Source organism: Roseobacter sp. MH60115, from assembly GCF_015644665.1.
GTDB lineage: Bacteria > Pseudomonadota > Alphaproteobacteria > Rhodobacterales > Rhodobacteraceae > Roseobacter.
This window is the reverse complement of sequence record NZ_JADOBQ010000003.1, coordinates 242469-264837: the sequence shown is the minus strand read 5'-3', so window position 1 is coordinate 264837 and position 22369 is coordinate 242469. Positions and strand designations below refer to the sequence as shown.

Below are 22369 nucleotides of genomic sequence, written 5' to 3'. Positions count from 1 at the left end.
ACACCAGCACCTTTCTTGCTTCAGAACTTGTGCACGTAGGCCACGCCAAAGAGGAAGGGGTCGATTTCGGCTTCGCCGATATCCGCGCCGTTCAAGCTGACATCCGTATCGATGTCGAACCACCGCACATTTGCCCGGATCCATCCCGACTCGCTGACCTTGTAGTCAACGCCGACCTGCGCGGAGAGGCCGAAGGAATCGTCAAGCTCGAGGTTGGCAGCTCCGAAGTCTTCCTCGAAGAAGGTTGTGTAGTTGACGCCAATGCCGACGTAGGGCTTCCACGGGCTGGCATTGGTGAAGTGGTAGTTCACCGACAGGGTGGGCGGCAGGTGCTTGGTGCTCGCATTGCCGACGCCAGGCAGGCTGATGTCATGCTCGAACGGGGTCGCTGCGAGCAATTCGATGCCGATGTTATCGCGGATGAAGTATTCCAGGGTCAGCGTGATCGCCTCGTCGCTGGCGATATCCGCCTCAACGCCTGCGACGGTGCCGTTGCCGGATTTGGGGTTCACGCTGCCGATACCGATGCCGAAGGTCAGATCACCTTGGGACTGGGCAAGCGCGGGGCCTGTGACAAACGCGAGCGCGCTGGTCAGGAGGAGGGTTTTGATGGTGATCTTCATGATCTTTCTCTTTCCGTTTTTGAGTTCTCGCCCCTGATGCGCCGGACCCGGAACGCGGGCATTGATGCAGATCAAGAGAGTGTGAAGAGAGCCTGTGCAAAATTGCCGCAGGTGCGAAGGGCCGCGCTTCAACCGGCTCTGATGGACCGCAAATGCGGCACGGCAGAGGCTGCACCGCAGCGCTCTGGCCTCTGGCGCTGATGCCGCGATGGCTATGGTTTACCCCTCTGGCGCTTTTGGTGGTCGCCGTCGCGATTTGGGCGTTCCGGCTTGGGTGGATCGCCGTCACCATTTCGGAAACCGATGTGATCAATACCTACGCGCAACGCTATCTGGAGGAGGCCGGGGCTACGGCACGTCTGACCGACTGCACCGGTCTGCCGGGCACGGGCGAGGGGGTGTGGATCATCGTCCGGTGCGTCCGGGCGGGGCAGCGGTTCGACTACCCTGTGGACCGGTTCGGGCGATTGCTGGATCTGGTCGATGGGGTGCCGCAGCCCGGCGTGCCCCAGACATGAAGAGACCGCGCAGGTGCTGCCCTGCGATGAAGGAGGTTCCATGAAACTGATATCACAGGCTTTGCCTGCCTCGGAGAGTTTTCAGGCCAATCGGTCCGCCCATCTGGCGGCCTTGGCGGAGATCGCCGAGGCGGCCGGGGCGGCCGCATTGGGCGGTGGGGAGCGATCCCGCGCGCGCCACGTAAGCCGGGGCAAGATGCTGCCGCGTGAACGGGTGGCGAACCTGCTTGACCCCGGCAGCCCGTTTCTGGAGGTCGGTGCGACCGCCGCGCATGGGCTTTATGACGGTGCGGCGCCTTGTGCGGGTGTGATCGCGGGCGTTGGTCAGGTGCAGGGCCAGGAGGTCATGGTGGTCTGCAATGACGCCACGGTGAAAGGCGGCACCTACTACCCGATGACCGTGAAAAAGCATCTGCGGGCGCAGGAGATCGCGCAGGAAAATCGTCTGCCCTGCATCTATCTGGTCGACAGCGGCGGCGCGAACCTGCCCAATCAGGATGAGGTCTTCCCCGACCGCGATCACTTTGGCCGTATCTTTTACAATCAGGCGCGGATGTCGGCGCTGGGTATCCCGCAGATCGCCGTGGTCATGGGGTCCTGCACGGCGGGCGGCGCTTATGTCCCGGCGATGTCCGATGTGACGATCATCGTGCGCGATCAGGGCACGATCTTTCTGGCAGGCCCGCCGCTGGTAAAGGCGGCCACGGGCGAGGTCGTCAGCGCCGAAGACCTTGGCGGCGGTGATGTGCACACGCGGCTCAGCGGGGTGGCCGACTATCTCGCCGAGGATGACGTCCACGCTTTGGCGCTGGCGCGGCGGGCCGTGGTGTCGCTGAACCGGACAAAACCCGCAACCGTGCAGTGGGAAAACCCGGAAGAGCCCGCCTATGACCCCGAGGAAATCCTGGGCGTGGTGCCCGCCGACCTGCGCACCCCCTACGACATCCGCGAGGTGATCGCCCGGCTTGTGGATGGCTCGCGCTTTGATGAGTTCAAACCGCGTTTCGGCGAGACGCTGGTCACCGGATTTGCGCATCTCAAAGGCTGCCCCATCGGAATCGTGGCCAACAATGGCGTGCTATTTTCCGAGTCTGCGCAAAAGGGTGCGCATTTTGTCGAACTCTGCTCACAGCGTCGTATCCCGCTGGTTTTCCTGCAGAATATCACCGGTTTCATGGTGGGACGCAAATACGAGAACGAAGGCATCGCGCGTCACGGGGCCAAGATGGTCACGGCTGTGGCCTCAACCAATGTGCCCAAGATCACCATGCTGGTGGGCGGTTCTTTTGGCGCGGGCAATTACGGGATGGCCGGACGGGCTTATTCGCCGCGCTTCATGTGGACCTGGCCCAATTCACGGATTTCGGTCATGGGCGGGCCGCAGGCGGCGGGCGTTCTGGCCACCGTCAAGCGGGATGCGATCGAGCGCGCGGGTGAGAGTTGGTCCGCGGAAGAGGAGGCTGCGTTCAAGCAACCCACCATCGACATGTTCGAGCGCCAGAGCCATCCGCTTTACGCTTCGGCACGTCTTTGGGATGACGGCGTTATTGACCCGCGCGCATCGCGGGACGTGCTGTTTCTGTCGCTGTCCGCAGCGCTCAACGCCCCGATAGAGGAGACGCGGTTTGGCGTCTTCCGGATGTGAGGTGACAGATGACAGATAGACAATGCACATCCGCAGGTGCTGCGCGTCAGAACGGCGAGACCGCACGCAGAAACCCATCAGGGGGCGTTTCACGCACTGCCGCCACTGCGTGGGGCCCTGCACGGGGTCACGGATCAGATTTGGAGAAGGCAGATGTTTGACACGATCCTGATCGCCAACCGGGGCGAGATCGCCTGCCGGGTCATGGAAACGGCGCAGGCCATGGGCGTGCGCTGCGTTGCGGTCTATTCCGAGGCGGATGCCAGGGCAAAACATGTCGCGATGGCCGATACTGCCGTGCACATCGGGAACGCCCCCCCGGCGGAAAGCTACCTGCGCGGTGAGAAGATCGTTCAGGCGGCGCTGGATTGTGGCGCGCAGGCCATTCACCCCGGGTACGGCTTTCTCAGCGAGAACCCGGATTTCGTCGAGGCCGTCGAAGCCGCGGGCCTGGTCTTCATCGGCCCCTCCGCCTCTGCGATCCGCGCCATGGGCCTCAAGGATGCGGCCAAGGCGCTGATGATCGAGGCTGGCGTGCCGGTGGTGCCGGGCTATCACGGAGCGGATCAGGACGACGCCTTGCTGGCGCGGGAGGCTGAAAAGATCGGCTACCCGGTGTTGATCAAGGCCGTGGCCGGCGGCGGTGGCAAGGGCATGCGGCTCGTCGAGACGGCAGGTGATTTCGCCGCCGCGCTCGCTTCTGCCCGGTCCGAGGCACAGACCGCCTTTGGCAATCCGGACGTGTTGGTGGAGAAGTTCGTGACCCAACCACGTCACATCGAAGTGCAGGTCTTTGGCGATGGCACCCGCGCGGTGCATTTCTTTGAACGCGATTGCTCCCTGCAGCGCCGCCACCAGAAGGTGATCGAAGAGGCCCCCGCACCCGGCATGACCGGGGAAATGCGCAGCGCCATGGGAGAGGCGGCAGTGCGCGCCGCAGAGGCCATCGGCTACAGTGGCGCCGGGACCGTGGAGTTTATCGTGGACGGGTCGGGCGGGCTCAGCCCCGATGGCTTCTTCTTCATGGAGATGAACACCCGCCTGCAGGTGGAACACCCCGTAACGGAAGCGATCACGGGCGTCGATCTCGTGGAGTGGCAGCTGCGGGTGGCCGCAGGCGAAGGCCTGCCGACCGCGCAAGACCAACTGTCGATCAACGGACATGCATTCGAAGCGCGGCTCTACGCCGAGGACGTGCCCGCAGGCTTCCTGCCCGCCACGGGCACGCTGAGCCACCTGCACTTCCCCGATATGGTGCGCGCCGATAGTGGCGTGCGCGCCGGGGACACCATCAGCCCGTTTTACGATCCGATGATTGCCAAAGTCATCGTGCATGGACCGAACCGCGCGGTGGCGCTTGCGCGCCTGCGGCAGGGGCTGGCGGGATGCGAGGTGGCGGGCACGGTGACCAACCTCGCTTTTCTCGGAGCACTCGCCGGGCACGCAGGCTTTGGCAAGGGCAATGTCGACACCGGTCTCATCGCGCGCGATATTGACGCGTTGACCAAAACACCACAGGCACAGGCGCGGCATCTGGCGCTGGCGGGTATGGCCGCTCTTGGCCTGACCGACCCCGGTCCCGGAGCCGGTTTCACGCTGTGGGCCCCCCTTCGGCGCAGCGTTCAACTGCTCTGGCAGGACGAGGTCCAGACGCTTTCGGTAGAGGTGGTGTCCGCTGATCTGCAACGCTGGGACGTGGCAGGCGCGCAGGTCACGGCGCAGCGCAGCAGCGGGCGGTGGGTACTCGACGGACATGTCGCACCGCAGGTGGCAGTTGCAGGGAATGACATCACAGTTTTCGACCACTATGGGCTTGTCTTTACCCACATCGATCCACTGGATCAGGCGGGCGGGGCGGCAGGCGATGGCAATCTCATCGAAGCGCCGATGCCGGGCCTCGTGAAGGCCATCGATGCATCCGTCGGCCAGAGCGTCAGCGCAGGCGACCGCCTGGCCGTGCTGGAGGCGATGAAGATGGAGCACGCGCTGCTGGCGGCCCGCGACGGCGTGGTGGCCGAGGTGCTGGCCAGCGCCGGCGCTCAGGTCGAAGCGGGCGCCGCGCTCATCCGGCTGGAGGCGGAAGAGAGCACATGATCACCCTGCATCACTGTCCGCAGACCCGGTCCATGCGCACGCTCTGGCTTCTGCACGAACTGGAAGTGCCGTTCCAGTTACAGAGCTACCCGTTTGATCGCACCCTGCGCAGCCCGGCGTTCCTGAACCTGTCGCCTGCGGGCCGGGTGCCGGCGCTGGAAATCGACGGTGACTGCATGTTCGAGACGGGGGCCATCACCGAATACCTCTGCGAGCGGTTCAGCCCCGACGGTCTGGGCCGGATGCCGGGCACCCCTGAGCGGATGACATGGCTTATCTGGCTGCATTTCTCGGAAACGCTGAGCCAGCATACAGCGGCGCTCACGCAGCAGCACGTGGCGCTCTACGAAGACCACATGCGCAGTCCCATCGTGATGAAGCTGGAGGCCGCGCGCGTGCGCAAATGCTACGCGGCAATCGAGGCAGGGTTGAGCACCGAGGACGGACCCCTCGACCACCTGCTGAGCTCGGGTTTCACGGCGGTCGATATCTCGGTGGGGCAGGCGGTCTACATGGCGCGGCATTTCGCAAAGCTGGATGACTTTCCGGCGACGGCTGCGTGGTATGCGCGGATCACGGCGCGTGAGGGGTTCAAGGAGTCGCTGCCAGCGGATGACGGGATTTATGCGCAAGACTTTTACGCGCCCTGGCCTGTAGACTAGGCCAGACCATACCGGGGAGGATGAATTATGAGCTTGGGGCCTTGCGAGATTTTCGAGGTCGGCCCGCGTGACGGGCTGCAGAATGAAAAGCGGGATATCCCCGTGGCCGAAAAGGTGGCGCTTGTCGATTGCCTCAGCCGAGCCGGGTTCTCCCGGATCGAGGTGGCGAGCTTTGTCTCTCCCAAATGGGTGCCGCAGATGGCGGGCTCAGCGGACGTCATGGCCGGGATCAGCCGTGCCGAGGGCGTGCGCTACGCCGCACTCACGCCAAATCCGCGCGGGTTCGAGGATGCCAAGGCGGCGGGTGTCGATGAGATTGCTGTCTTCGCTTCCGCCTCGGAGGGGTTTTCCAAAGCCAATATCAACGCAAGTATTGCCGAGAGCATCGCCCGGTTCGAGCCGATCCTCGAAGAGGCGCGCCACATCGATCTGCCGGTGCGCGGCTATGTTTCCTGCGTGGTCGAATGCCCCTATGACGGGGCCGTGGCCCCTGCTGCCGTGGCTGAGGTTGCCGACCGCCTGTTCGCCCTGGGATGCTACGAGATCAGCCTCGGCGACACCATCGGGGCAGGCACGCCTGACAGCATCGCGCGCATGTTGCTGGCGGTGCGCGATGTGGTGCCGGTGGGGCGGCTTGCGGGGCACTACCACGACACAAATGGCCGGGCGATCGAGAACATCGACACCTCGCTCAGCCTCGGCGTGCGGGTCTTTGATGCAGCGGTTGGCGGCCTGGGCGGATGCCCCTATGCACCGGGCGCGGCAGGCAACGTGGCGACCGAAGCGGTGGCGGAACATCTGGCCGCACTGGGCTATGACACAGGCCTCGACCTCGAGGTGATCAAGGAGGCGGCAGAGATGGCGCGCGCCATGCGCGACGGCTGACGGCCAAGGCTATGGATATTTTCAGGGGTGCGGAACGGCTGATGACCATGGATGACGCGGTTTGGCTGCGCCATGCGAACCCGTGGTCGGTCTGGACGCGGATGCTGACCGCTCTGCCATTGCTGGTAATGGCGATCTGGAGCCGGGTCTGGCTGGGGGTCTGGGCACTGGTCCCCATCCTGCTGGCGCTGCTTTGGATCTGGATCAACCCGCGGGCTTTTCCGCCGCCCCAACGTCTCGACAGCTGGGCCAGCAGGGGCGTGCTGGGAGAGCGTATCTTTCTTGCGCACCGCAGCGAGATTGCGGGGCATCACCGGCGGGTTGCGGCTGTATTGAGCGCGCTGAGCCTGCCGGGCGCGGGGATCATGATCTGGGGCCTCTATGCGCTTTGGTGGGAAGGGGCGGTGTTTGGGATGATCCTGACGGCGCTGCCGAAAGTATGGTTCGTGGACCGCATGGTCTGGATATACGAAGATTGGGTACGCGCAGGCCGCGCCGTGCCGGGATTGGAGAGCTTGCATGTTTGAGACCCTGACGATTGAGACAGATGCGCGCGGCGTGGCGACGCTGACGTTGAACCGGCCCGAGAAGCACAACGCGATGTCGGCGCAGATGCTGGCGGATCTGACGCAGGCGGCCGCCGATCTGGGCGCGGATGACGCCGTGCGGGTGGTGGTGGTGACCGGGGCGGGCAAGAGTTTCTGCGCAGGCGGCGACCTCGCGTGGATGGCCGCACAGCGGGAAATGGATGCGGAAACGCGATCGGCGGAGGCGCGCAAGCTGGCGACGATGCTGGGGGCGCTCAACGCCTTGCCGAAACCGCTGATCGGCGCGGTACAGGGCAATGCCTTTGGCGGCGGGGTCGGCATGGCCTGCGTCTGTGATGTGGCTATTGCGGTCGACAGCGCCAAGTTCGGTTTCACGGAAACCCGGTTGGGCATCATCCCCGCGACCATCGGCCCTTACGTGTTGGCGCGGATGGGAGAGGGTCGCGCCCGGCGTGTCTTCATGTCGGCGCGGATTTTTGGTGCGGCCGAGGCAGTCGACTTGGGTATTCTGGCGCGCGCGGTGCCTGCCGATGCGCTGGCCGATGCGGTTGAAGCGGAAGTGGCCCCCTATCTCTCCTGCGCGCCGGGGGCCGTGGCGGCGGCCAAGGAACTGGCCCGCGATCTGGGGCCGCGCATCGACGGTGCAGTGGTGGATCACACGATTGCAGCGCTGGCCGCGCGGTGGGAGACCGAGGAGGCCGCCGAGGGCATCGGTGCGTTTTTCGACAAGCGCAAGCCGGATTGGGTGGACTGAACCTCAAAACTCCGCTGTGCCTGACGCAAGAGATGCGACTGTCCACCGGAGAGTTCGGATGCAAATTGACACCTGCTCCCAGCCCTCGCTCTCGGAGGGTCAGACCGGCCCGTTCCGCTCAATCTTCCCAAGGCTCAAAAAACGTCCAGGCATCTTTGAACCCTGAGATCGAAATACCTTTGTCCCGGCGCGTTCTGTCGTGGCGGGAGAATACATTTTCCGACGTCTTGACGCGCAACAGGAACTCCTGCAGCACCAGACCGGCCACCTCGTCGCGCAGGGCGATTTCCAGGGCCAATGCATTGGTATTCAGCATGAGATCGGTGCCGCCGACAGTGTACCTGTCCAAGCCCTTGAAGTGGTTTTTGGTGTTCGGCTTGACCTGTGCGTAGGTCGCATCCTGCTCCAGACCTTCGATGGCGCGCTCTCCTTCGTAGATTTTCATCATGTTTCCATAGAAGTAGCCGGCCATGCCGATGGATCTTTGCGCTTCGTTTTCGCCGTGGTCGAGGAAGGTCTGCAGGGTCGAAATCAGCCACCGCACGGACATTTCCTTGACCAGCACTGATCCTTGTTCCCGCCAGATCCGGTGAAAGAGCGTGCGGGCCTTTTCGGTATGCGGCGTATCCCGGCGCAGATAGCTGATGACCAGGCTGGTCAAGTGGTGCAGACGGGATTTGCCGCGCAGGCGATAGTCCAGCAGGGTGGATTGATGGCGAATATCCACGCGGCGCAGGTTGGGCATCTCGACGTCGCGCGGCAGGTGTTCCTGTGCAAGCTGCTCCAGATCGACAGTGACCGGCGGCAGGATGTCCTCTGCGTCTTGTGTCCGCACACGGGCATTGGTGCGCCGTAACAGAGCGGGCAGGGTGCAAGACACCGTGTCGCTCTTGCTCGGGGGCCATGCCGAACACCACGCGTCGGACGCAGGCGGTGTGTCGTCGGCGAGGAGAGAATCTGAAACGGCGCCAGGGTGGGAGTCAGCAATCTCATTCGTCCTCTCACGCTGCGCGATCCGGTCGGCATGTGGTGATGGGTTCTGATCCTCGAACAACAGAGTGTCGGTGTCCGGCAGCGCCTCGCGCGACAGCACGCCGATCAGTTTCATCACCTCTGATCGGGGATCCCCTTCGCAATCCAGCACGACGAGATTTTCCCCAAACACGTCTTTGGGTTTTTCCAGAATGGCGGGCCAGGACAACCCCGCGCCAAAGCGCTCTGAAAACGCCTCGAAGCTGTCAAATCTGGCGCGATACTTCCGGTGCTGCTGATAGCAGCTCTTGAGCCAATCCGCCTCATTGCGCCGGAAAAAGACGAATGTGACCGCGTGAGGGCGCAGGCTTCTGTGCAGAATCCGCAGGTTTTTGGTCAGTGTCGGGTAGACCGCGCGGTTGTTCGACCGTCCGATGAGTTCTCCACTGAAGTCTTCATGGCTCAATATGACGTTCTTTTGCAGCAGGCGACCAATGGTCTTGCAGATACCGGTAAGCCCGGCTTCTGCCTGCTCAAATCGTTCGTTTGCCAGGTCCAGGGCCGATGCGCGGGTATCAGGTGAGTGCAGGTAGAATGCGTCCGCGCTCTCCAACTCCTCGACCATGGATGTCAGGCTGTTCCGGATCGCCGCGGAGCCGGTCTGGTGCGGTCCTATATGTACCAGCACATTCTTTGGGGCGATCAGACTATCCATCCAGGTCCAGCAGTTCCGCAACCTTCACGGCAAACTTCCTGTTGATTTCTCTGTATTCATCCAACAGCGGCTCTGTCCGGCTTGCAAGCCCGAGCGCCGATGTCCATGCCGCCTCCTTCGCAAGGAACGGCTTGTGCTGAAGTGTTGAAAACTTTTGGCTGTAGGGCACGCAAACGACTTTACGGCCAAGCAATTGTGCCCAGTAGACGCCATGGTATGAGCTTGTCACAACCGTTTCGCCCGATGCAAGAAAGTCCACAACCGCTTTCATCTCCTGGTTCTTGTTGGTCATGAACGGCACACCATCCCGCTCGGTCAATGCAGGCGTCTTTTTCTGATGTATATACATGACGAATTCATGTGTCGGCGCCGGGGCGTTGTCGAAGGCCGGTGACATGCAGCTTGCACAGGGCACGAAGGCCAGCTCGTCATGCCATTCGAAATTCCGGGTGCCGAACAAGCCAAATCTGGAAGAGACGTCTCGCACAAGGGCGTCATCCTTGCCTTTCTGCGGCACGGCAACGCCCCAGGCCACCAGGGCGCCGGTTGGGTTCTCCACCCACTTCCTGGATAAGTCGTTGGTTTGGCCAAAAACCTGGCCGCCGCCCACAATCGCGTTCTCGGGGGCCGTAAGCTCATAGGCGAAGGTGACATTGGTAACGCGGTCCGGCCAGAAAAACTGCGCGGGGCCGCACATCCTGTCTCCCACGTTGTCGGCGCGACTATGGTAGATGTTCACCGTATCGGTGGCGGTTTCAGGTCCCGCACAAGCAATTTCGTTCACCGGAGATATGCATTCCATGGACAGGGTCAGAGCTTGAAAATGACCATACTCCACGCCAAACGGACATCAATCAAAAAAGGTGCGTTCTGGGCCGTTAGTGGTCGATGCCTCGCCTTGTGCATGAAGGCTGGTTTGTCCCGGCAAAGCCGCATCGATACAGGAAAACCCGCCAGATGCATATGGCGGGTTTCAAGGTCTGCGGGGCTGCGCCCGGATTATTGCGGCAGCAGCACCTTGTCGATGACGTGGATCACGCCGTTGGTGGCAAGGATGTCTGCCGTTGTCACATTGGCATCGTTCACCCGCACCGCTGCCGCGAATTTGCCACCCGTGCCATCGACGCGCACGGTCTGACCCTGCACGGTTGCCACATTGGTCACCGAGCCCAGCACATCACCGGACTGCACGGCGCCGGGCAGCACGTGGTAGGTCAGGATGCTGACCAATTGATCCTTGTTCTCCGGCAGCAGCAGGCTCTCAACCGTGCCTGCAGGCAGCGCGGCAAAGGCCGCATCCGTGGGTGCAAAGACCGTGAAGGGGCCGGGGCTGCGCAGCGTGTCTTCCAGACCTGCGGCCTGAACGGCGGCGACCAGCGTGTTGAAGTTGCCATTTGCGGCGGCGATATCGACGATGTCGCTGCCCTGTTGTGCGGGGGCACAGGCGGTGAGGGCAGCGAGAGCGCCAGCGGCGATGGTCGCTTTGAGGGCGGAACGTCTGTTCATGGTCTGTCCTTTTGATGTTGGTCGTTTTTGATCAAGGCCAGTCCGGCCTTGTTTCCCTATCGTAGAAACAGTTTACGCCCCGGGTGTGACATCAGATCACATATGTCCGGTTGCACTGGCTTTTTGAGCGGAAATACGCACAATGACAGCGCTAACGCCGCTCGCCGGAATGCAACCAAATCAAGGGGTTTTCCGGGGCGGCATCTGTTGACCCTGCCGGAGGAGCGGCGTAAACCCTTTGCAGCCCCAATCGCTGCGGGGCAGCATGGCGTGTCGCGCGTCAGAGCAGACAAAAGGAGCCAACCCTTGGACGAGATGCTGCGGGAATACCTACCCATCCTGATGTTTCTGGCTGTTGCCATAGGGTTGGGCCTTGTTCTGATCCTGGCCGCCGTGGTGCTGGCGGTGCGCAATCCGGACCCCGAGAAGGTCTCTGCCTATGAATGCGGGTTCAACGCTTTTGACGATGCGCGCATGAAATTCGACGTGCGGTTTTACCTCGTCTCGATCCTCTTCATCATCTTCGATTTGGAGATCGCCTTCCTCTTCCCCTGGGCCGTGGCCTTCAAGGACATCTCCATGGTGGGCTTCTGGTCGATGATGGTGTTCCTCGCGGTGCTGACGATCGGGTTTGCCTACGAATGGAAAAAAGGAGCGCTGGAATGGCAGTAGCCGCCGGAGCCAACGTTGCCGGTGTAGACCGCGACGTCGCCACGCAGGATCTGAACCGTGAATTGCAGGACAAAGGCTTCCTGCTGACCTCAACCGAGGACATCATCAACTGGGCGCGCACGGGCTCCTTGCACTGGATGACCTTTGGTCTGGCGTGCTGCGCAGTGGAGATGATGCACACCTCCATGCCGCGCTATGACCTGGAGCGTTTTGGCACGGCACCGCGCGCCAGCCCGCGCCAGTCCGATCTGATGATCGTCGCCGGAACCCTGACCAACAAGATGGCACCCGCGCTGCGCAAAGTCTACGACCAGATGCCCGAGCCGCGCTATGTGATCTCCATGGGCTCCTGCGCCAATGGCGGCGGGTACTACCACTATTCCTATTCCGTCGTGCGCGGCTGTGACCGCATCGTGCCGGTTGACGTCTATGTGCCCGGCTGCCCGCCGACGGCGGAGGCGCTGCTCTACGGCATCATGCAGCTGCAGCGCAAAATCCGCCGCACCGGCACAATCGTACGCTGAGGAGGCCCCATGTCTGACGCATTGAAAGAACTGGGCGCGTATATCGAGGCCAAACGCACCGATTGTGTGCTGGCCTGGGACGTGACCCATGGCGAGCTGAACCTTGACGTGACGCCCTCGAACATTACTGGCCTGGTGGAATTTCTGAAGGCCGACGCGACCTGTCAGTTCTCCTCGCTGGTGGACATCACGGCGGTGGATTACACCGGCCGCGCCAAGCGGTTCGACGTGGTCTATCACCTGCTGTCGATGTACCAGAACCACCGCATCCGCCTGCGGGTGAGCATCCGCGAGGATGCCATGGTGCCTTCGATCATCTCGGTGCATCCTTCGGCCAACTGGTTCGAGCGTGAGGTGTTTGACATGTTCGGCATCCTCTTCTCCGGCCACCCGGATCTGCGGCGCATCCTCACGGATTATGGCTTCCGCGGCTACCCGCTGCGCAAGGATTTCCCGACCACTGGCTACACCGAAGTCCGCTATGATGAGGCACAAAAGCGCGTGGTCTACGAACCCGTCAGCCTCGTGCAGGAATACCGGCAGTTCGATTTCATGAGCCCTTGGGAGGGCGCGGAATACATCCTGCCGGGAGATGAAAAGCAGGAGGCCAAGTAATGGACGGCATGTGGTGGCTGATCCTCTCGGCCCTGACAGCGATCCCGATGATCAAGCTGCTGCCGTTTTTCGGCATCAACAAATACTGGGCGGTGGCCTGCCTGATCCCACTGGGCACCATTGCTCTGCTGTGGTGGATGGGTCTGAAGCTGCAAGAGCTGGAGAAGCGCTGATGATCCCGTTTTTGACGGAAGTGCTGGAGCTAGCAGCGGCAGTTTTACTACTTGCAGGGGCGATGCCTCTTTTTAAAAAACACTTCATGGTAGGAAATATCCTACTAACTTCTGGTGAGGTAACACGATGATGGACGGCACCAAAGGTTTCGAAGACGCCCTCACGGGCGAACAGAAAATCCGCAACTTCAACATCAATTTCGGGCCGCAACACCCGGCCGCGCATGGCGTGCTGCGGCTGGTGCTGGAGCTGGACGGCGAGATCGTCGAGCGCTGCGATCCGCACATCGGCCTGTTGCACCGCGGCACCGAAAAGCTGATGGAAAGCCGGACCTACCTGCAGAACCTGCCCTATTTCGACCGGCTCGACTATGTGGCGCCGATGAACCAGGAGCACGCCTGGTGTCTGGCCATCGAAAAGCTGACGGGCGTCGAAGTCCCGCGCCGCGCCAGCCTCATCCGCGTGCTCTTCTGCGAGATCGGGCGCGTCTTGAACCACCTGCTGAACGTCACCACGCAGGCGATGGACGTGGGCGCGCTGACCCCGCCGCTTTGGGGCTTCGAGGAACGCGAAGAGCTGATGATCTTCTATGAGCGGGCCTGCGGCGCGCGTCTGCACGCGGCCTATTTCCGGCCCGGCGGCGTGCATCAGGACCTCACGCCAGAGCTGCTCGACGATATCGAGGCCTGGGCCAAGAAATTCATGACCGGCTTTATGGTCGATATCGACGGGCTGCTGACCGAGAACCGTATCTTCAAGCAGCGCAACGCGGATATCTGCATTGTCACCGAGGAAGATATCCTGGAATACGGCTTCTCCGGCGTGATGGTGCGCGGCTCCGGCCTTGCCTGGGACCTGCGCCGCGCGCAGCCTTATGAATGCTACGACGAGTTCGACTTCCAGATCCCCGTCGGCAAGAACGGCGACTGCTATGACCGCTATCTGGTGCGCATGGAAGAGATGCGCCAGTCGATCTCGATCATCCATCAGGCCATCGAAAAGCTGCGCGCGCCGGACGGGCAGGGCGACATCCTCGCCCGTGGCAAGATCACCCCGCCGAGCCGCTCTGACATGAAAACCTCGATGGAAAGCCTGATCCACCACTTCAAACTCTACACCGAAGGCTTCCACGTGCCTGAGGGCGAGGTGTATTGCGCCGTCGAGGCCCCCAAGGGCGAATTCGGCGTGTATCTGGTGGCCGATGGCACCAACAAACCCTACCGCGCCAAGCTGCGCGCGCCGGGTTTCCTGCACCTGCAGGCGATGGACCACATGTCGCGCGGCCACCAGCTGGCGGATGTGGCGGCGATCATCGGAACCATGGACGTGGTCTTCGGGGAGGTCGACCGTTGAACGTCAGTCCGAAAACCGGATCACGGGTTACGACGGTTCTGACCAGCGCTGCAGTCTGTCTGAGCGGCGGGGTGGCGTCGGCGGAAACGATGTCCGAACTGATCGACGCGTCCATAGGCCACGTCAAGATCCGCGACAATGTCGTGTTCATTGAGACGGAGACCGGCGGAAGCTTTTGCAAGATTGACGTCGGTGACGAGGTTTTTGCCGCCTTTGCCCAAGGCACCCCCGCAACCGGCAGCAGTATCACCTGCATCCCCTACGACGTGCTCGATGCCGGTTTCGTCTCCTCCGGCAAACGCGACTTTACCGATTTCATCGACGACTCGGAGGGGTATGAGAACGTTCGCGACGGCGTGATCCTGGTCGAGGATGGTGCTGCCACTTCCCTGTGTCAGGTCGCGATTTCCGATGATGACTTCACCCGTTTCGCCGCCGAAGGAACGCGCGGTGTTCAGGACGCGCGCGCAATCTGCGTCGCCATAGATGAGCTTGAGAGTTAAATGCTGAGACGCCTTCACCCCGACCAACCCGAGAGCTTCGCCTTTACGTCTGATAATCAGGCCTGGGCGGAGGGCCAGATCACGAAGTACCCCGAAGGGCGACAGGCCTCGGCCATCATCCCGCTGCTCTGGCGGGCGCAGGAGCAGGAAGGATGGCTGAGCCGTCCTGCCATCGAGCATGTGGCGACAATGCTGGGGTTGAGCTATATTCGCGCTTTGGAAGTGGCGACATTCTACTTTATGTTTCAGCTGCAGCCTGTTGGTAAGATTGCACATATTCAGGTCTGCGGGACAACCTCCTGCATGATCTGCGGGGCCGAAGATCTTGTCGCTGTCTGCAAGGAAAAGATCGCGCCGAATGCTCATGAACTGTCGGCAGATGGGAATTTTTCTTGGGAAGAGGTGGAATGCCTTGGATCCTGCTCCAATGCGCCGATGGCGCAGATCGGCAAAGATTACTACGAAGATCTGACCGCCGCGCGGATGGGCGAACTCATTGATGAGCTGGCCGCAGGCAAGGTGCCGGTGCCGGGCCCGCAGAACGGGCGCTATGCCGCAGAGCCGTTGGACGGGCTGACATCGCTGAAAGAGCATGACAGCGGTAAGACGCAGTACAATGCGAGCGTACAGCTGGCCGTGGACATCGGCGACACCGTCAAGCGGATCGACGGGACAGAGGTGCCGCTGTTGATGCCGTGGCAGGGCAAACCGGCCAATACATCCGGTAAGCCCGCGAAAGACGCGCGCCCGGCCGAAGGGGCTCCGGCGGACAGGACGGGCGTGACCGAACAGCAGGCCACTGAGACCTCCAAGGCCAAGCCACCGTCAAAGGAAGACCCGGGCCCGGGTGAGAAGCCGCAAGCCCTTTCCGCCGCACGGGACAGTGGCGCGGATGATCTGAAGAAAATCAAGGGGGTCGGACCGAAGCTGGAGAAGCTGCTGAACACCATGGGCTTTTACCACTTTGATCAGATCGCTGCCTGGACGGAGACGGAAGTGGCCTGGGTGGATGACAACCTGGAGGGCTTCAAGGGCCGCGTGACGCGGGACAACTGGGTCACGCAGGCGCGCAGCCTCGCCGAGGGCGCATCCACGTGAATTTCCAAAATTGTTAAAATCCGATAATGTGAGAGACTGACAGGGAAAAACAGGAAAAAAAGGTACCGGGATGGACAACAATAACGGAATGATCGGCATGGCTCTGGGGAGTTGGCTTGTGGCACTGGCAGGGGGCGTCTTGGCGGCCGTTCTGCTGTGGGTTCTGGGCGGATGGAGTTTCATGCAGGGCGCCTTTGTCGGGCTCTTGGTTTTTGTCATCTTTGGCGGGGTCATCAGTTGGATCATGAGCCGTCCGCTGTCTGCGCCGAACGCCCCGCGTACTCAGGCAACGGATGCGCCTGCGGCAGCCCCCACAAAACCCGCGGCTCAGGCCGCCCCGGTTGCCCCGGCTGTCGCACCAAGCCCGTCGGAGGAGGCGAAGGTCAAACCGTCCAAGCGCCTGCCGGGTCAGGAAGAGCTGTCCGCGCGCAAGGGGGATTGGAAGTACGAAAAGGAGCCGGAAGCCAAATCTGTGGCCAAGCCGGTGAAGAAAGTCGCGAAAAAGGCGGCACCGGCGACCGAAACTGCGGAGCGCCCCGCAGCCTTGTCCGATACACCCCGCGCGGGTGGGGCGGATGACCTGAAAAAGATCAGCGGTGTGGGCCCGAAGCTGGAAGAAACGCTGAACAGCCTCGGGATCTGGCATTTTGATCAGGTGGCCAGCTTGACGCAGGATGACATCGCCTGGGTTGACGAGCGTCTGCGCTTCAAAGGCCGGATCGAACGGGACGACTGGGTGGGACAGGCCAAGAAACTGGCCAGCGGCGAATAGGCGCGACGAAACGATAGAGCGAAAGACGGAAGGCAAGACCGTTCATGAGTGCGCAGGATCAGGACAGGCAGGCGCGCGAGCGCGCGCTGGCCGCCAAGGGGCGGCTGGTCAGCCTTGTGATCGTGGGCACGATGGTCTTGTGGCTGCTCGCACTTTGGCTGGGACCAAAGCTGGGCATGCCCGGACGCTATGCGTTTCTGTTCGATTTTGCGGCACTGGCAGGGCTCTTCTGGGCGCTGGTGGTGTCATTACAGATACGGCGTGCGCGCAAACACGCGCGCGGCAACGAGTGAGAGGGGAGCGCAATGCTTCAGGACAAGGACCGGATCTTTACCAATATCTACGGCATGCATGACCGCACGCTGAAGGGCGCGCAGAGCCGCGGCCATTGGGATGGCACGGCGGACATCATCAAGAAGGGCCGCGATTGGATCGTGGACCAGATGAAAGCCTCTGGTCTGCGTGGGCGCGGTGGCGCGGGCTTTCCCACGGGGCTGAAGTGGTCCTTCATGCCCAAGGAGAGCGATGGGCGGCCCGCGTACCTGGTGGTGAATGCTGACGAATCCGAGCCCGGCACCTGCAAGGACCGGGAGATCATGCGGCACGATCCGCATACGCTGGTCGAGGGCTGTCTGATCGCGTCTTTCGCGATGAATGCCCATGCCTGCTATATTTATATTCGGGGCGAATACATCCGCGAGAAAGAGGCGCTGCAGGCCGCGATTGACGAGGCTTATGACGCGGGTCTGGTTGGCAAGAATGCGGCCGGGTCGGGCTGGGATTTCGATCTCTACCTGCACCACGGCGCAGGCGCGTATATCTGCGGTGAAGAGACCGCGCTGCTCGAAAGTCTTGAGGGCAAGAAGGGTATGCCGCGCATGAAGCCGCCATTCCCGGCGGGCGCGGGGCTCTATGGCTGCCCGACCACGGTGAACAACGTGGAATCGATTGCGGTAGTGCCGACGATCCTGCGGCGCGGGCCGGAGTGGTTCGCAGGCTTTGGTCGCGCGAACAACGCAGGCACCAAGCTCTTTGCGATTTCGGGCCATGTGAACAACCCCTGCGTGGTCGAAGAGGCCATGTCGATCACCTTCGAGGAACTGATCGAGACCCATTGCGGCGGTATCCGCGGCGGCTGGGACAACCTCAAGGCGGTCATTCCCGGCGGGTCCTCGGTGCCGATGATCCCGGGCAAGGACATGAAAGACGCGATCATGGATTTCGACTACCTGCGCGAGCAGCGGTCGGGTCTGGGCACGGCAGCGGTGATCGTGATGGACAATTCGACGGATGTGATCAAGGCGATCTGGCGGCTGTCGAAGTTCTACAAGCACGAGAGTTGTGGGCAATGCACGCCGTGCCGCGAGGGCACCGGCTGGATGATGCGGGTGATGGACCGTCTGGTCACCGGCGAGGCGGAACCCGAAGAGATCGACATGCTGCTGGATGTGACCAAACAGGTCGAAGGCCACACGATCTGTGCGCTCGGCGACGCGGCAGCATGGCCCATCCAGGGCCTCATCAGCCACTTCCGCGACGAGATCGAGGACCGGATCAAACACAAGCGCACGGGCCGCGTGAGCGCGGTTGCGGCGGAATAGTTGGATGAACAGCCTGTCTTTTCTCATTTACCGTATGTCCCGGTCGAATAGCGGGACCTGTCCGCAGTGCGGCCATGAGAATGGGGTAAAGATTGGTCAGTTCGTCTGTGGGTCGTGCCGTTCTATGATCGACGAGAGTGAATATCAGCGCCTCACGCATCCGACATCGCGCCAGTGGTTAAGACTGTTCTGCGGCGGCTTGCTTGTCGCTGGCGGTATCTACGGATTTCATTTGGCAACGATGGACGTTGGCTAAGCATGCACCTCGCTGAATTCAACATCGGTACACTCAAGTACGACTGGGACGATCCGCGTGTGGCGGATTTCGTGAACGGGCTGGACCTTGTGAACGGGATCGCGCAGCGCAGCCCGGGGTTTGTGTGGATGATGGACGAAGAAGCGATGGAAGCGGCGCAGGCTGATCCCAACGGGCCGCTCGGGGGCAACCCGCGCACGGCCTCGACGCTCTCGGTCTGGGAGGATGCCGAAAGCCTCGAACACTTTGTCTGGAACACGGCGCACAAGCAGTTCTATGACCGGAAGGAAGAATGGTACGGCGCGGTTGAGACGCTGCGGCTGGTGATGTGGTGGGTCCCTGAAGGGCATCGGCCCTCCATCGAGGAAGCCATGGCGCGGTTCCGTCATCTGGAACAACACGGCGAAACGGAACATGCCTTTGGCTGGTCGCATCTGAAAGATGCTCAGCTCTGGAAGCATAAACAATGTGGGAATGCGGCATGATCGGACATCATCTTGCAGAGCTGAACGTCGGACGCCTTGTGGCCCCCACGGACGATCCGCGCGTCGCTGATTTCATGGCAAACCTCGACCGGGTCAACGGCTTGGGCAAACGCATGCCGGGGTTTGTGTGGATGATGGAAGGCTCTGGTGAGCCGGGCAGGGGCAATACGGACAACGCCATCGGGGGTGACCCGCTTTTTGTGCCGAACCTGAGCGTCTGGGAAACGGCGGAGGCGCTGGAGACCTTTGTCTGGGGCACCATCCACAAGCAGTTTTATGACCGTCGGGCCGAATGGTTCGAGGTGCTCGGACAGATGCATTTCGTGATGTGGTGGGTGCCCGAGGGGCATGAGCCGACGCTTCAGGAAGCGCTCGACCGGTTGGAGTACCGGAAAAAACATGGGGACAGCGACCACGCCTTTGGCTGGGCGCACTTAAAAGAGGCCCGCCTGTGGCAGCACAATACCTGTGCGCCAGTGGCGGCGGAGTGAATGTGATGAGATTGGCCGTTGGAAGTTTGATTGTCTGTGCGGTATTGGCCGGATGCAGCAGCGAGGCGGAGAAGCTGCGCTTTGACGGGCAGTTCTACCGCACGAAGCTCTCTGATCTGGATGAGCGACACAAGTTTCAGGTGACGGCCTCGCCGGTATCGGCCTCTCTGGAAGGGGCACGCGAAGCGGCGCGCTACGAGGCGATCGTGTTTTGCGTGAACGAATACGGCAGTTCGGCCATCGAATGGGTCGTTGGGCCCGATGATCCGGACGAGACGCTGCCCATCGACAACAACACGCTGACATTGCAGGGGGCCTGCCCACAGTGATCCGGCCCGGTGCATATCTGGCGTCTTGCCGCATGTTATTGCATAGCGGAACCTGCGCTTCCCATCTTGTGGGGGGACGGGGCATGCCGCTCCGCACAGGAGATCGGATATGAAAAAGAGTGTTTTGACGCTGACCACTGTGGCTGCGTTGACCGTAACAAGTGCAATGGCCGACAACCCGCCCCTACGGGACGTGAAATCCATCGATGACGGGCTTTTTGTGGTTGGTCTTGCCGATCAAATCCGCAAGAATTGCCCGGATATCTCGGCACGGGTCTTCCGGGCGTTGGGCGCGCTTCAGGATTTGCATTCTCAGGCGCTTGCGATGGGGTATGAGAAGTCGGAAATCGACGCCCATATCGACTCGGATGTGGAAAAGGATCGTCTGCGCGCACGCGCGGCGGGCTATATGGCCGCGCAGGGACTGACGCCTGATCCGGCGGGATACTGTGCCTTGGGCCGGGCGGAAATTGAACGCAACAGCGCCGTGGGCGTGCTGCTGCGCGAGAAGAATTGATCTGCGGCCGAGGCCGCATGTGGAACAGAGGCACATGATATGAGCGACTTACGCAAAGTCATAATTGATGATCAGGAAGTCGAAGTAGACGGCGCGATGACGCTGATCCAGGCCTGTGAAGAGGCCGGGATCGAGATCCCGCGGTTTTGCTACCATGAGCGGCTGACGATTGCGGGCAACTGCCGCATGTGTCTGGTCGAGGTGGTGGGTGGACCGCCCAAGCCTGCGGCAAGCTGTGCGATGCAGGTCAAGGACCTGCGCCCGGGGCCGGAGGGTCAGCCACCAGTCGTGAAGACCAACTCGCCCATGGTCAAGAAGGCGCGCGAAGGGGTGATGGAGTTCCTGCTCATCAACCACCCGCTCGATTGCCCGATCTGCGATCAGGGCGGCGAGTGCGACCTGCAGGACCAGGCGATGGCTTACGGTATGGATTTCTCGCGCTACCGCGAGCCGAAGCGCGCCACCGAAGACCTTGATCTCGGGCCACTGGTCGAGACCCATATGACGCGCTGCATCTCCTGCACGCGTTGCGTGCGGTTCACCACCGAAGTGGCGGGCATTCACCAGATGGGCCAGACGGGCCGGGGCGAGGATGCGGAGATCACCAGCTATCTCGGACAGACGCTCGATAGCAATTTACAGGGCAATATCATTGACTTGTGCCCCGTGGGCGCGCTGGTCTCCAAGCCCTACGCCTTCACCGCGCGGCCTTGGGAGCTGACCAAGACCGAGAGCGTCGATGTGATGGATGCGCTTGGCTCCAACATCCGGGTCGACACCAAGGGGCGCGAAGTGATGCGTTTTCTGCCGCGCAACCATGACGGCGTGAACGAGGAGTGGATTTCCGACAAGACGCGCTTTGTCTGGGACGGGCTGCGACGGCAGCGGCTCGACAAGCCCTATATCCGGGAGAACGGCAAGCTGCGGGCGGCCACGTGGCCCGAGGCGCTGAGCGCTGCGGCGCAGGCGATGGCGGGCAAGTCGGTCGCAGGTGTGATCGGTGATCTGGCCCCGGTCGAGGCGATCTATACGCTGAAACAGCTGATCGAGGGGCAGGGTGGCGTTGTGGAATGCCGGACGGCGGGCACGCAGCTGCCCGATACCAACCGGTCGGCTTGTGTGGGGACGGCGGTGATCGAGGATATCGACGCGGCGCGTAACATCCTGCTGATCGGGTCGAACCCAGCGGTTGAGGCACCGGTGCTGAATGCGCGTATCCGCAAGGCCTGGACCAAGGGGTGCGACGTGGCGCTGGTCGGCGAGAAGGTCGATCTGACCTATGAGTATGCGCATTTCGGGAACACGCCGGCGGATCTGATCAAGTACCGCGACTGTGCTGTCGAGAACCTGTCGAGTGACGGGCTTGTGATTGTCGGTCAGGGCGCGTTGCGACGCCCCGATGGGCTGGCCGTGCTGGCCGAAGCCATGGCGATTGCCGACGCGGCGGGCGCGGGCTTCATGGTGCTGCACACCGCGGCCAGCCGCGTCGGCGCGCTGGACGTCGGTGCCACGAACCCCGGCGGCATGGAGGCTGTCGGCCAGGCGGAGGTCATCTACAACCTCGGCGCTGATGAGTTCGACATCGACGACGGGCCTTTCGTGATCTACCAGGGCAGCCATGGGGATCGCGGCGCGCATCGCGCGGATATCATCCTGCCGGGCGCTGCCTATACCGAAGAACCGGGGCTTTTCGTGAACACCGAAGGCCGTCCCCAACTGGCGCTGCGCGCGGGCTTTGCACCGGGCGAGGCCAAAGAGAACTGGGCGATCCTGCGGGCGCTGTCAGCCGAGATGGACGCACAGCTGCCATTCGACAGCATTGCAGCTCTGCGCGGCAAGCTGGTCGCGGAGATTCCGCATCTGGGCAAGATCGACGAGATCGCCGAGACAACCCTGCGCCCGATCGACGGCGGCACCCTGTCGGATGCGCCGTTCAAACAGGCGATCACGGATTTCTACCTGACCAACCCGATTGCCCGGGCGTCCGAGCTGATGGCGGAGCTTTCCGCCAATGCCAAGGCGCGCCGGCAGGAGGCGATTGCGGCGGAATGAGGTGC

Annotated in this window: 27 protein-coding genes; 23 read left to right on the top strand and 4 right to left on the bottom strand. The window is 62.1% G+C overall.

Annotated features, from left to right (window positions below; translation table 11 throughout):
• Positions 1-20 precede the first annotated feature (20 nt).
• Positions 21-623, bottom strand: a complete 603-nt coding sequence (locus ISX84_RS11715; RefSeq protein ID WP_195820550.1) for an OmpW/AlkL family protein — start codon at positions 621-623, stop codon at positions 21-23.
• A 152-nt stretch (positions 624-775) separates the two neighbouring features.
• On the opposite strand from ISX84_RS11715, the gene ISX84_RS11710 reads away from it, so the two are divergent.
• The 7 genes from ISX84_RS11710 (at position 776) to ISX84_RS11680 (ending at position 7729) form a co-directional block, all read left to right on the top strand.
• The gene (locus tag ISX84_RS11710) at positions 776-1141 is read left to right on the top strand and encodes a hypothetical protein (RefSeq protein WP_229884273.1); all 366 of its coding nucleotides are present in this window, start codon (positions 776-778) and stop codon (positions 1139-1141) included.
• 40 nt (positions 1142-1181) lie between these two features.
• On the top strand, positions 1182-2786 hold the full coding sequence (locus tag ISX84_RS11705; protein WP_195820549.1) for a carboxyl transferase domain-containing protein: 1605 nt from the start codon (positions 1182-1184) through the stop codon (positions 2784-2786).
• Positions 2787-2939: 153 nt separating this feature from the next.
• Positions 2940-4880 (top strand): acetyl/propionyl/methylcrotonyl-CoA carboxylase subunit alpha, encoded by a 1941-nt coding sequence (locus ISX84_RS11700; protein ID WP_195820548.1) that lies wholly within the window; start codon positions 2940-2942, stop codon positions 4878-4880.
• The gene (locus ISX84_RS11695) at positions 4877-5542 is read left to right on the top strand and encodes a glutathione S-transferase family protein (RefSeq protein ID WP_195820547.1); all 666 of its coding nucleotides are present in this window, start codon (positions 4877-4879) and stop codon (positions 5540-5542) included. The genes ISX84_RS11700 and ISX84_RS11695 overlap by 4 nt, the downstream gene beginning before the upstream one ends.
• Before the next feature lie 27 nt (positions 5543-5569).
• Complete coding sequence (locus ISX84_RS11690; RefSeq protein WP_195820546.1) at positions 5570-6427, top strand: hydroxymethylglutaryl-CoA lyase; 858 nt, start codon at positions 5570-5572, stop codon at positions 6425-6427.
• Between the two features lie 11 nt (positions 6428-6438).
• On the top strand, positions 6439-6954 hold the full coding sequence (locus tag ISX84_RS11685) for a DUF6653 family protein (RefSeq protein ID WP_195820545.1): 516 nt from the start codon (positions 6439-6441) through the stop codon (positions 6952-6954).
• Entirely contained in the window at positions 6947-7729 is a 783-nt protein-coding gene (locus tag ISX84_RS11680) for a crotonase/enoyl-CoA hydratase family protein (protein WP_195820544.1), read from the top strand. Before ISX84_RS11685 ends, ISX84_RS11680 begins: the two co-directional genes overlap by 8 nt.
• A gap of 118 nt (positions 7730-7847) precedes the next feature.
• Here the strand turns inward: ISX84_RS11680 and ISX84_RS11675 are convergent, their stop codons facing one another.
• The 3 genes from ISX84_RS11675 to ISX84_RS11665 all read right to left on the bottom strand — a co-directional run bounded on the left by ISX84_RS11675 (position 7848) and on the right by ISX84_RS11665 (position 10922).
• Positions 7848-9416 (bottom strand): hypothetical protein, encoded by a 1569-nt coding sequence (locus ISX84_RS11675; protein WP_195820543.1) that lies wholly within the window; start codon positions 9414-9416, stop codon positions 7848-7850.
• Entirely contained in the window at positions 9409-10218 is an 810-nt protein-coding gene (locus ISX84_RS11670) for a hypothetical protein (RefSeq protein ID WP_195820542.1), read from the bottom strand. The genes ISX84_RS11675 and ISX84_RS11670 overlap by 8 nt, the downstream gene beginning before the upstream one ends.
• 197 nt (positions 10219-10415) lie before the next feature.
• The gene (locus ISX84_RS11665) at positions 10416-10922 is read right to left on the bottom strand and encodes a fasciclin domain-containing protein (RefSeq protein ID WP_195820541.1); all 507 of its coding nucleotides are present in this window, start codon (positions 10920-10922) and stop codon (positions 10416-10418) included.
• 306 nt (positions 10923-11228) lie between these two features.
• Here ISX84_RS11665 and ISX84_RS11660 point away from each other — a divergent pair, with 306 nt between their 5' ends.
• The 16 genes from ISX84_RS11660 (at position 11229) to nuoG (ending at position 22364) form a co-directional block, all read left to right on the top strand.
• A complete protein-coding gene (locus ISX84_RS11660; protein WP_195820540.1) occupies positions 11229-11594 on the top strand; it encodes an NADH-quinone oxidoreductase subunit A in 366 nt (121 codons plus the stop codon).
• On the top strand, positions 11585-12118 hold the full coding sequence (locus ISX84_RS11655; protein ID WP_195820539.1) for a NuoB/complex I 20 kDa subunit family protein: 534 nt from the start codon (positions 11585-11587) through the stop codon (positions 12116-12118). Before ISX84_RS11660 ends, ISX84_RS11655 begins: the two co-directional genes overlap by 10 nt.
• Positions 12119-12127: 9 nt before the next feature.
• A complete protein-coding gene (locus ISX84_RS11650; RefSeq protein ID WP_195820538.1) occupies positions 12128-12733 on the top strand; it encodes an NADH-quinone oxidoreductase subunit C in 606 nt (201 codons plus the stop codon).
• Positions 12733-12906 (top strand): hypothetical protein, encoded by a 174-nt coding sequence (locus ISX84_RS11645; protein WP_195820537.1) that lies wholly within the window; start codon positions 12733-12735, stop codon positions 12904-12906. The genes ISX84_RS11650 and ISX84_RS11645 overlap by 1 nt, the downstream gene beginning before the upstream one ends.
• Positions 12906-13037: a hypothetical protein gene (locus ISX84_RS23390; RefSeq protein ID WP_268247471.1), complete on the top strand. Its 132-nt coding sequence runs from the start codon at positions 12906-12908 to the stop codon at positions 13035-13037. The genes ISX84_RS11645 and ISX84_RS23390 overlap by 1 nt, the downstream gene beginning before the upstream one ends.
• Positions 13037-14260 (top strand): NADH-quinone oxidoreductase subunit D, encoded by a 1224-nt coding sequence (locus ISX84_RS11640; RefSeq protein ID WP_195820808.1) that lies wholly within the window; start codon positions 13037-13039, stop codon positions 14258-14260. Before ISX84_RS23390 ends, ISX84_RS11640 begins: the two co-directional genes overlap by 1 nt.
• Complete coding sequence (locus ISX84_RS11635) at positions 14257-14763, top strand: hypothetical protein (protein WP_195820536.1); 507 nt, start codon at positions 14257-14259, stop codon at positions 14761-14763. Before ISX84_RS11640 ends, ISX84_RS11635 begins: the two co-directional genes overlap by 4 nt.
• Complete coding sequence (nuoE, locus tag ISX84_RS11630; RefSeq protein ID WP_195820535.1) at positions 14764-15861, top strand: NADH-quinone oxidoreductase subunit NuoE; 1098 nt, start codon at positions 14764-14766, stop codon at positions 15859-15861.
• Between the two features lie 70 nt (positions 15862-15931).
• Positions 15932-16633: a hypothetical protein gene (locus ISX84_RS11625; RefSeq protein ID WP_195820534.1), complete on the top strand. Its 702-nt coding sequence runs from the start codon at positions 15932-15934 to the stop codon at positions 16631-16633.
• Between the two features lie 44 nt (positions 16634-16677).
• The gene (locus ISX84_RS11620; protein ID WP_195820533.1) at positions 16678-16926 is read left to right on the top strand and encodes a DUF5337 domain-containing protein; all 249 of its coding nucleotides are present in this window, start codon (positions 16678-16680) and stop codon (positions 16924-16926) included.
• A gap of 12 nt (positions 16927-16938) precedes the next feature.
• The gene (gene nuoF / locus ISX84_RS11615; protein ID WP_195820532.1) at positions 16939-18234 is read left to right on the top strand and encodes an NADH-quinone oxidoreductase subunit NuoF; all 1296 of its coding nucleotides are present in this window, start codon (positions 16939-16941) and stop codon (positions 18232-18234) included.
• A 258-nt stretch (positions 18235-18492) separates the two neighbouring features.
• Positions 18493-18975, top strand: coding sequence for a DUF3291 domain-containing protein (locus ISX84_RS11610; protein ID WP_195820531.1), 483 nt, complete (start codon positions 18493-18495; stop codon positions 18973-18975).
• A complete protein-coding gene (locus ISX84_RS11605) occupies positions 18972-19466 on the top strand; it encodes a DUF3291 domain-containing protein (protein WP_195820530.1) in 495 nt (164 codons plus the stop codon). Before ISX84_RS11610 ends, ISX84_RS11605 begins: the two co-directional genes overlap by 4 nt.
• A 5-nt stretch (positions 19467-19471) precedes the next feature.
• Positions 19472-19795: a hypothetical protein gene (locus tag ISX84_RS11600; protein WP_195820529.1), complete on the top strand. Its 324-nt coding sequence runs from the start codon at positions 19472-19474 to the stop codon at positions 19793-19795.
• A gap of 109 nt (positions 19796-19904) precedes the next feature.
• Entirely contained in the window at positions 19905-20312 is a 408-nt protein-coding gene (locus tag ISX84_RS11595) for a DUF5333 domain-containing protein (protein WP_195820528.1), read from the top strand.
• A gap of 39 nt (positions 20313-20351) precedes the next feature.
• Positions 20352-22364, top strand: a complete 2013-nt coding sequence (gene nuoG / locus ISX84_RS11590; protein WP_195820527.1) for an NADH-quinone oxidoreductase subunit NuoG — start codon at positions 20352-20354, stop codon at positions 22362-22364.
• Positions 22365-22369 lie beyond the last annotated feature (5 nt).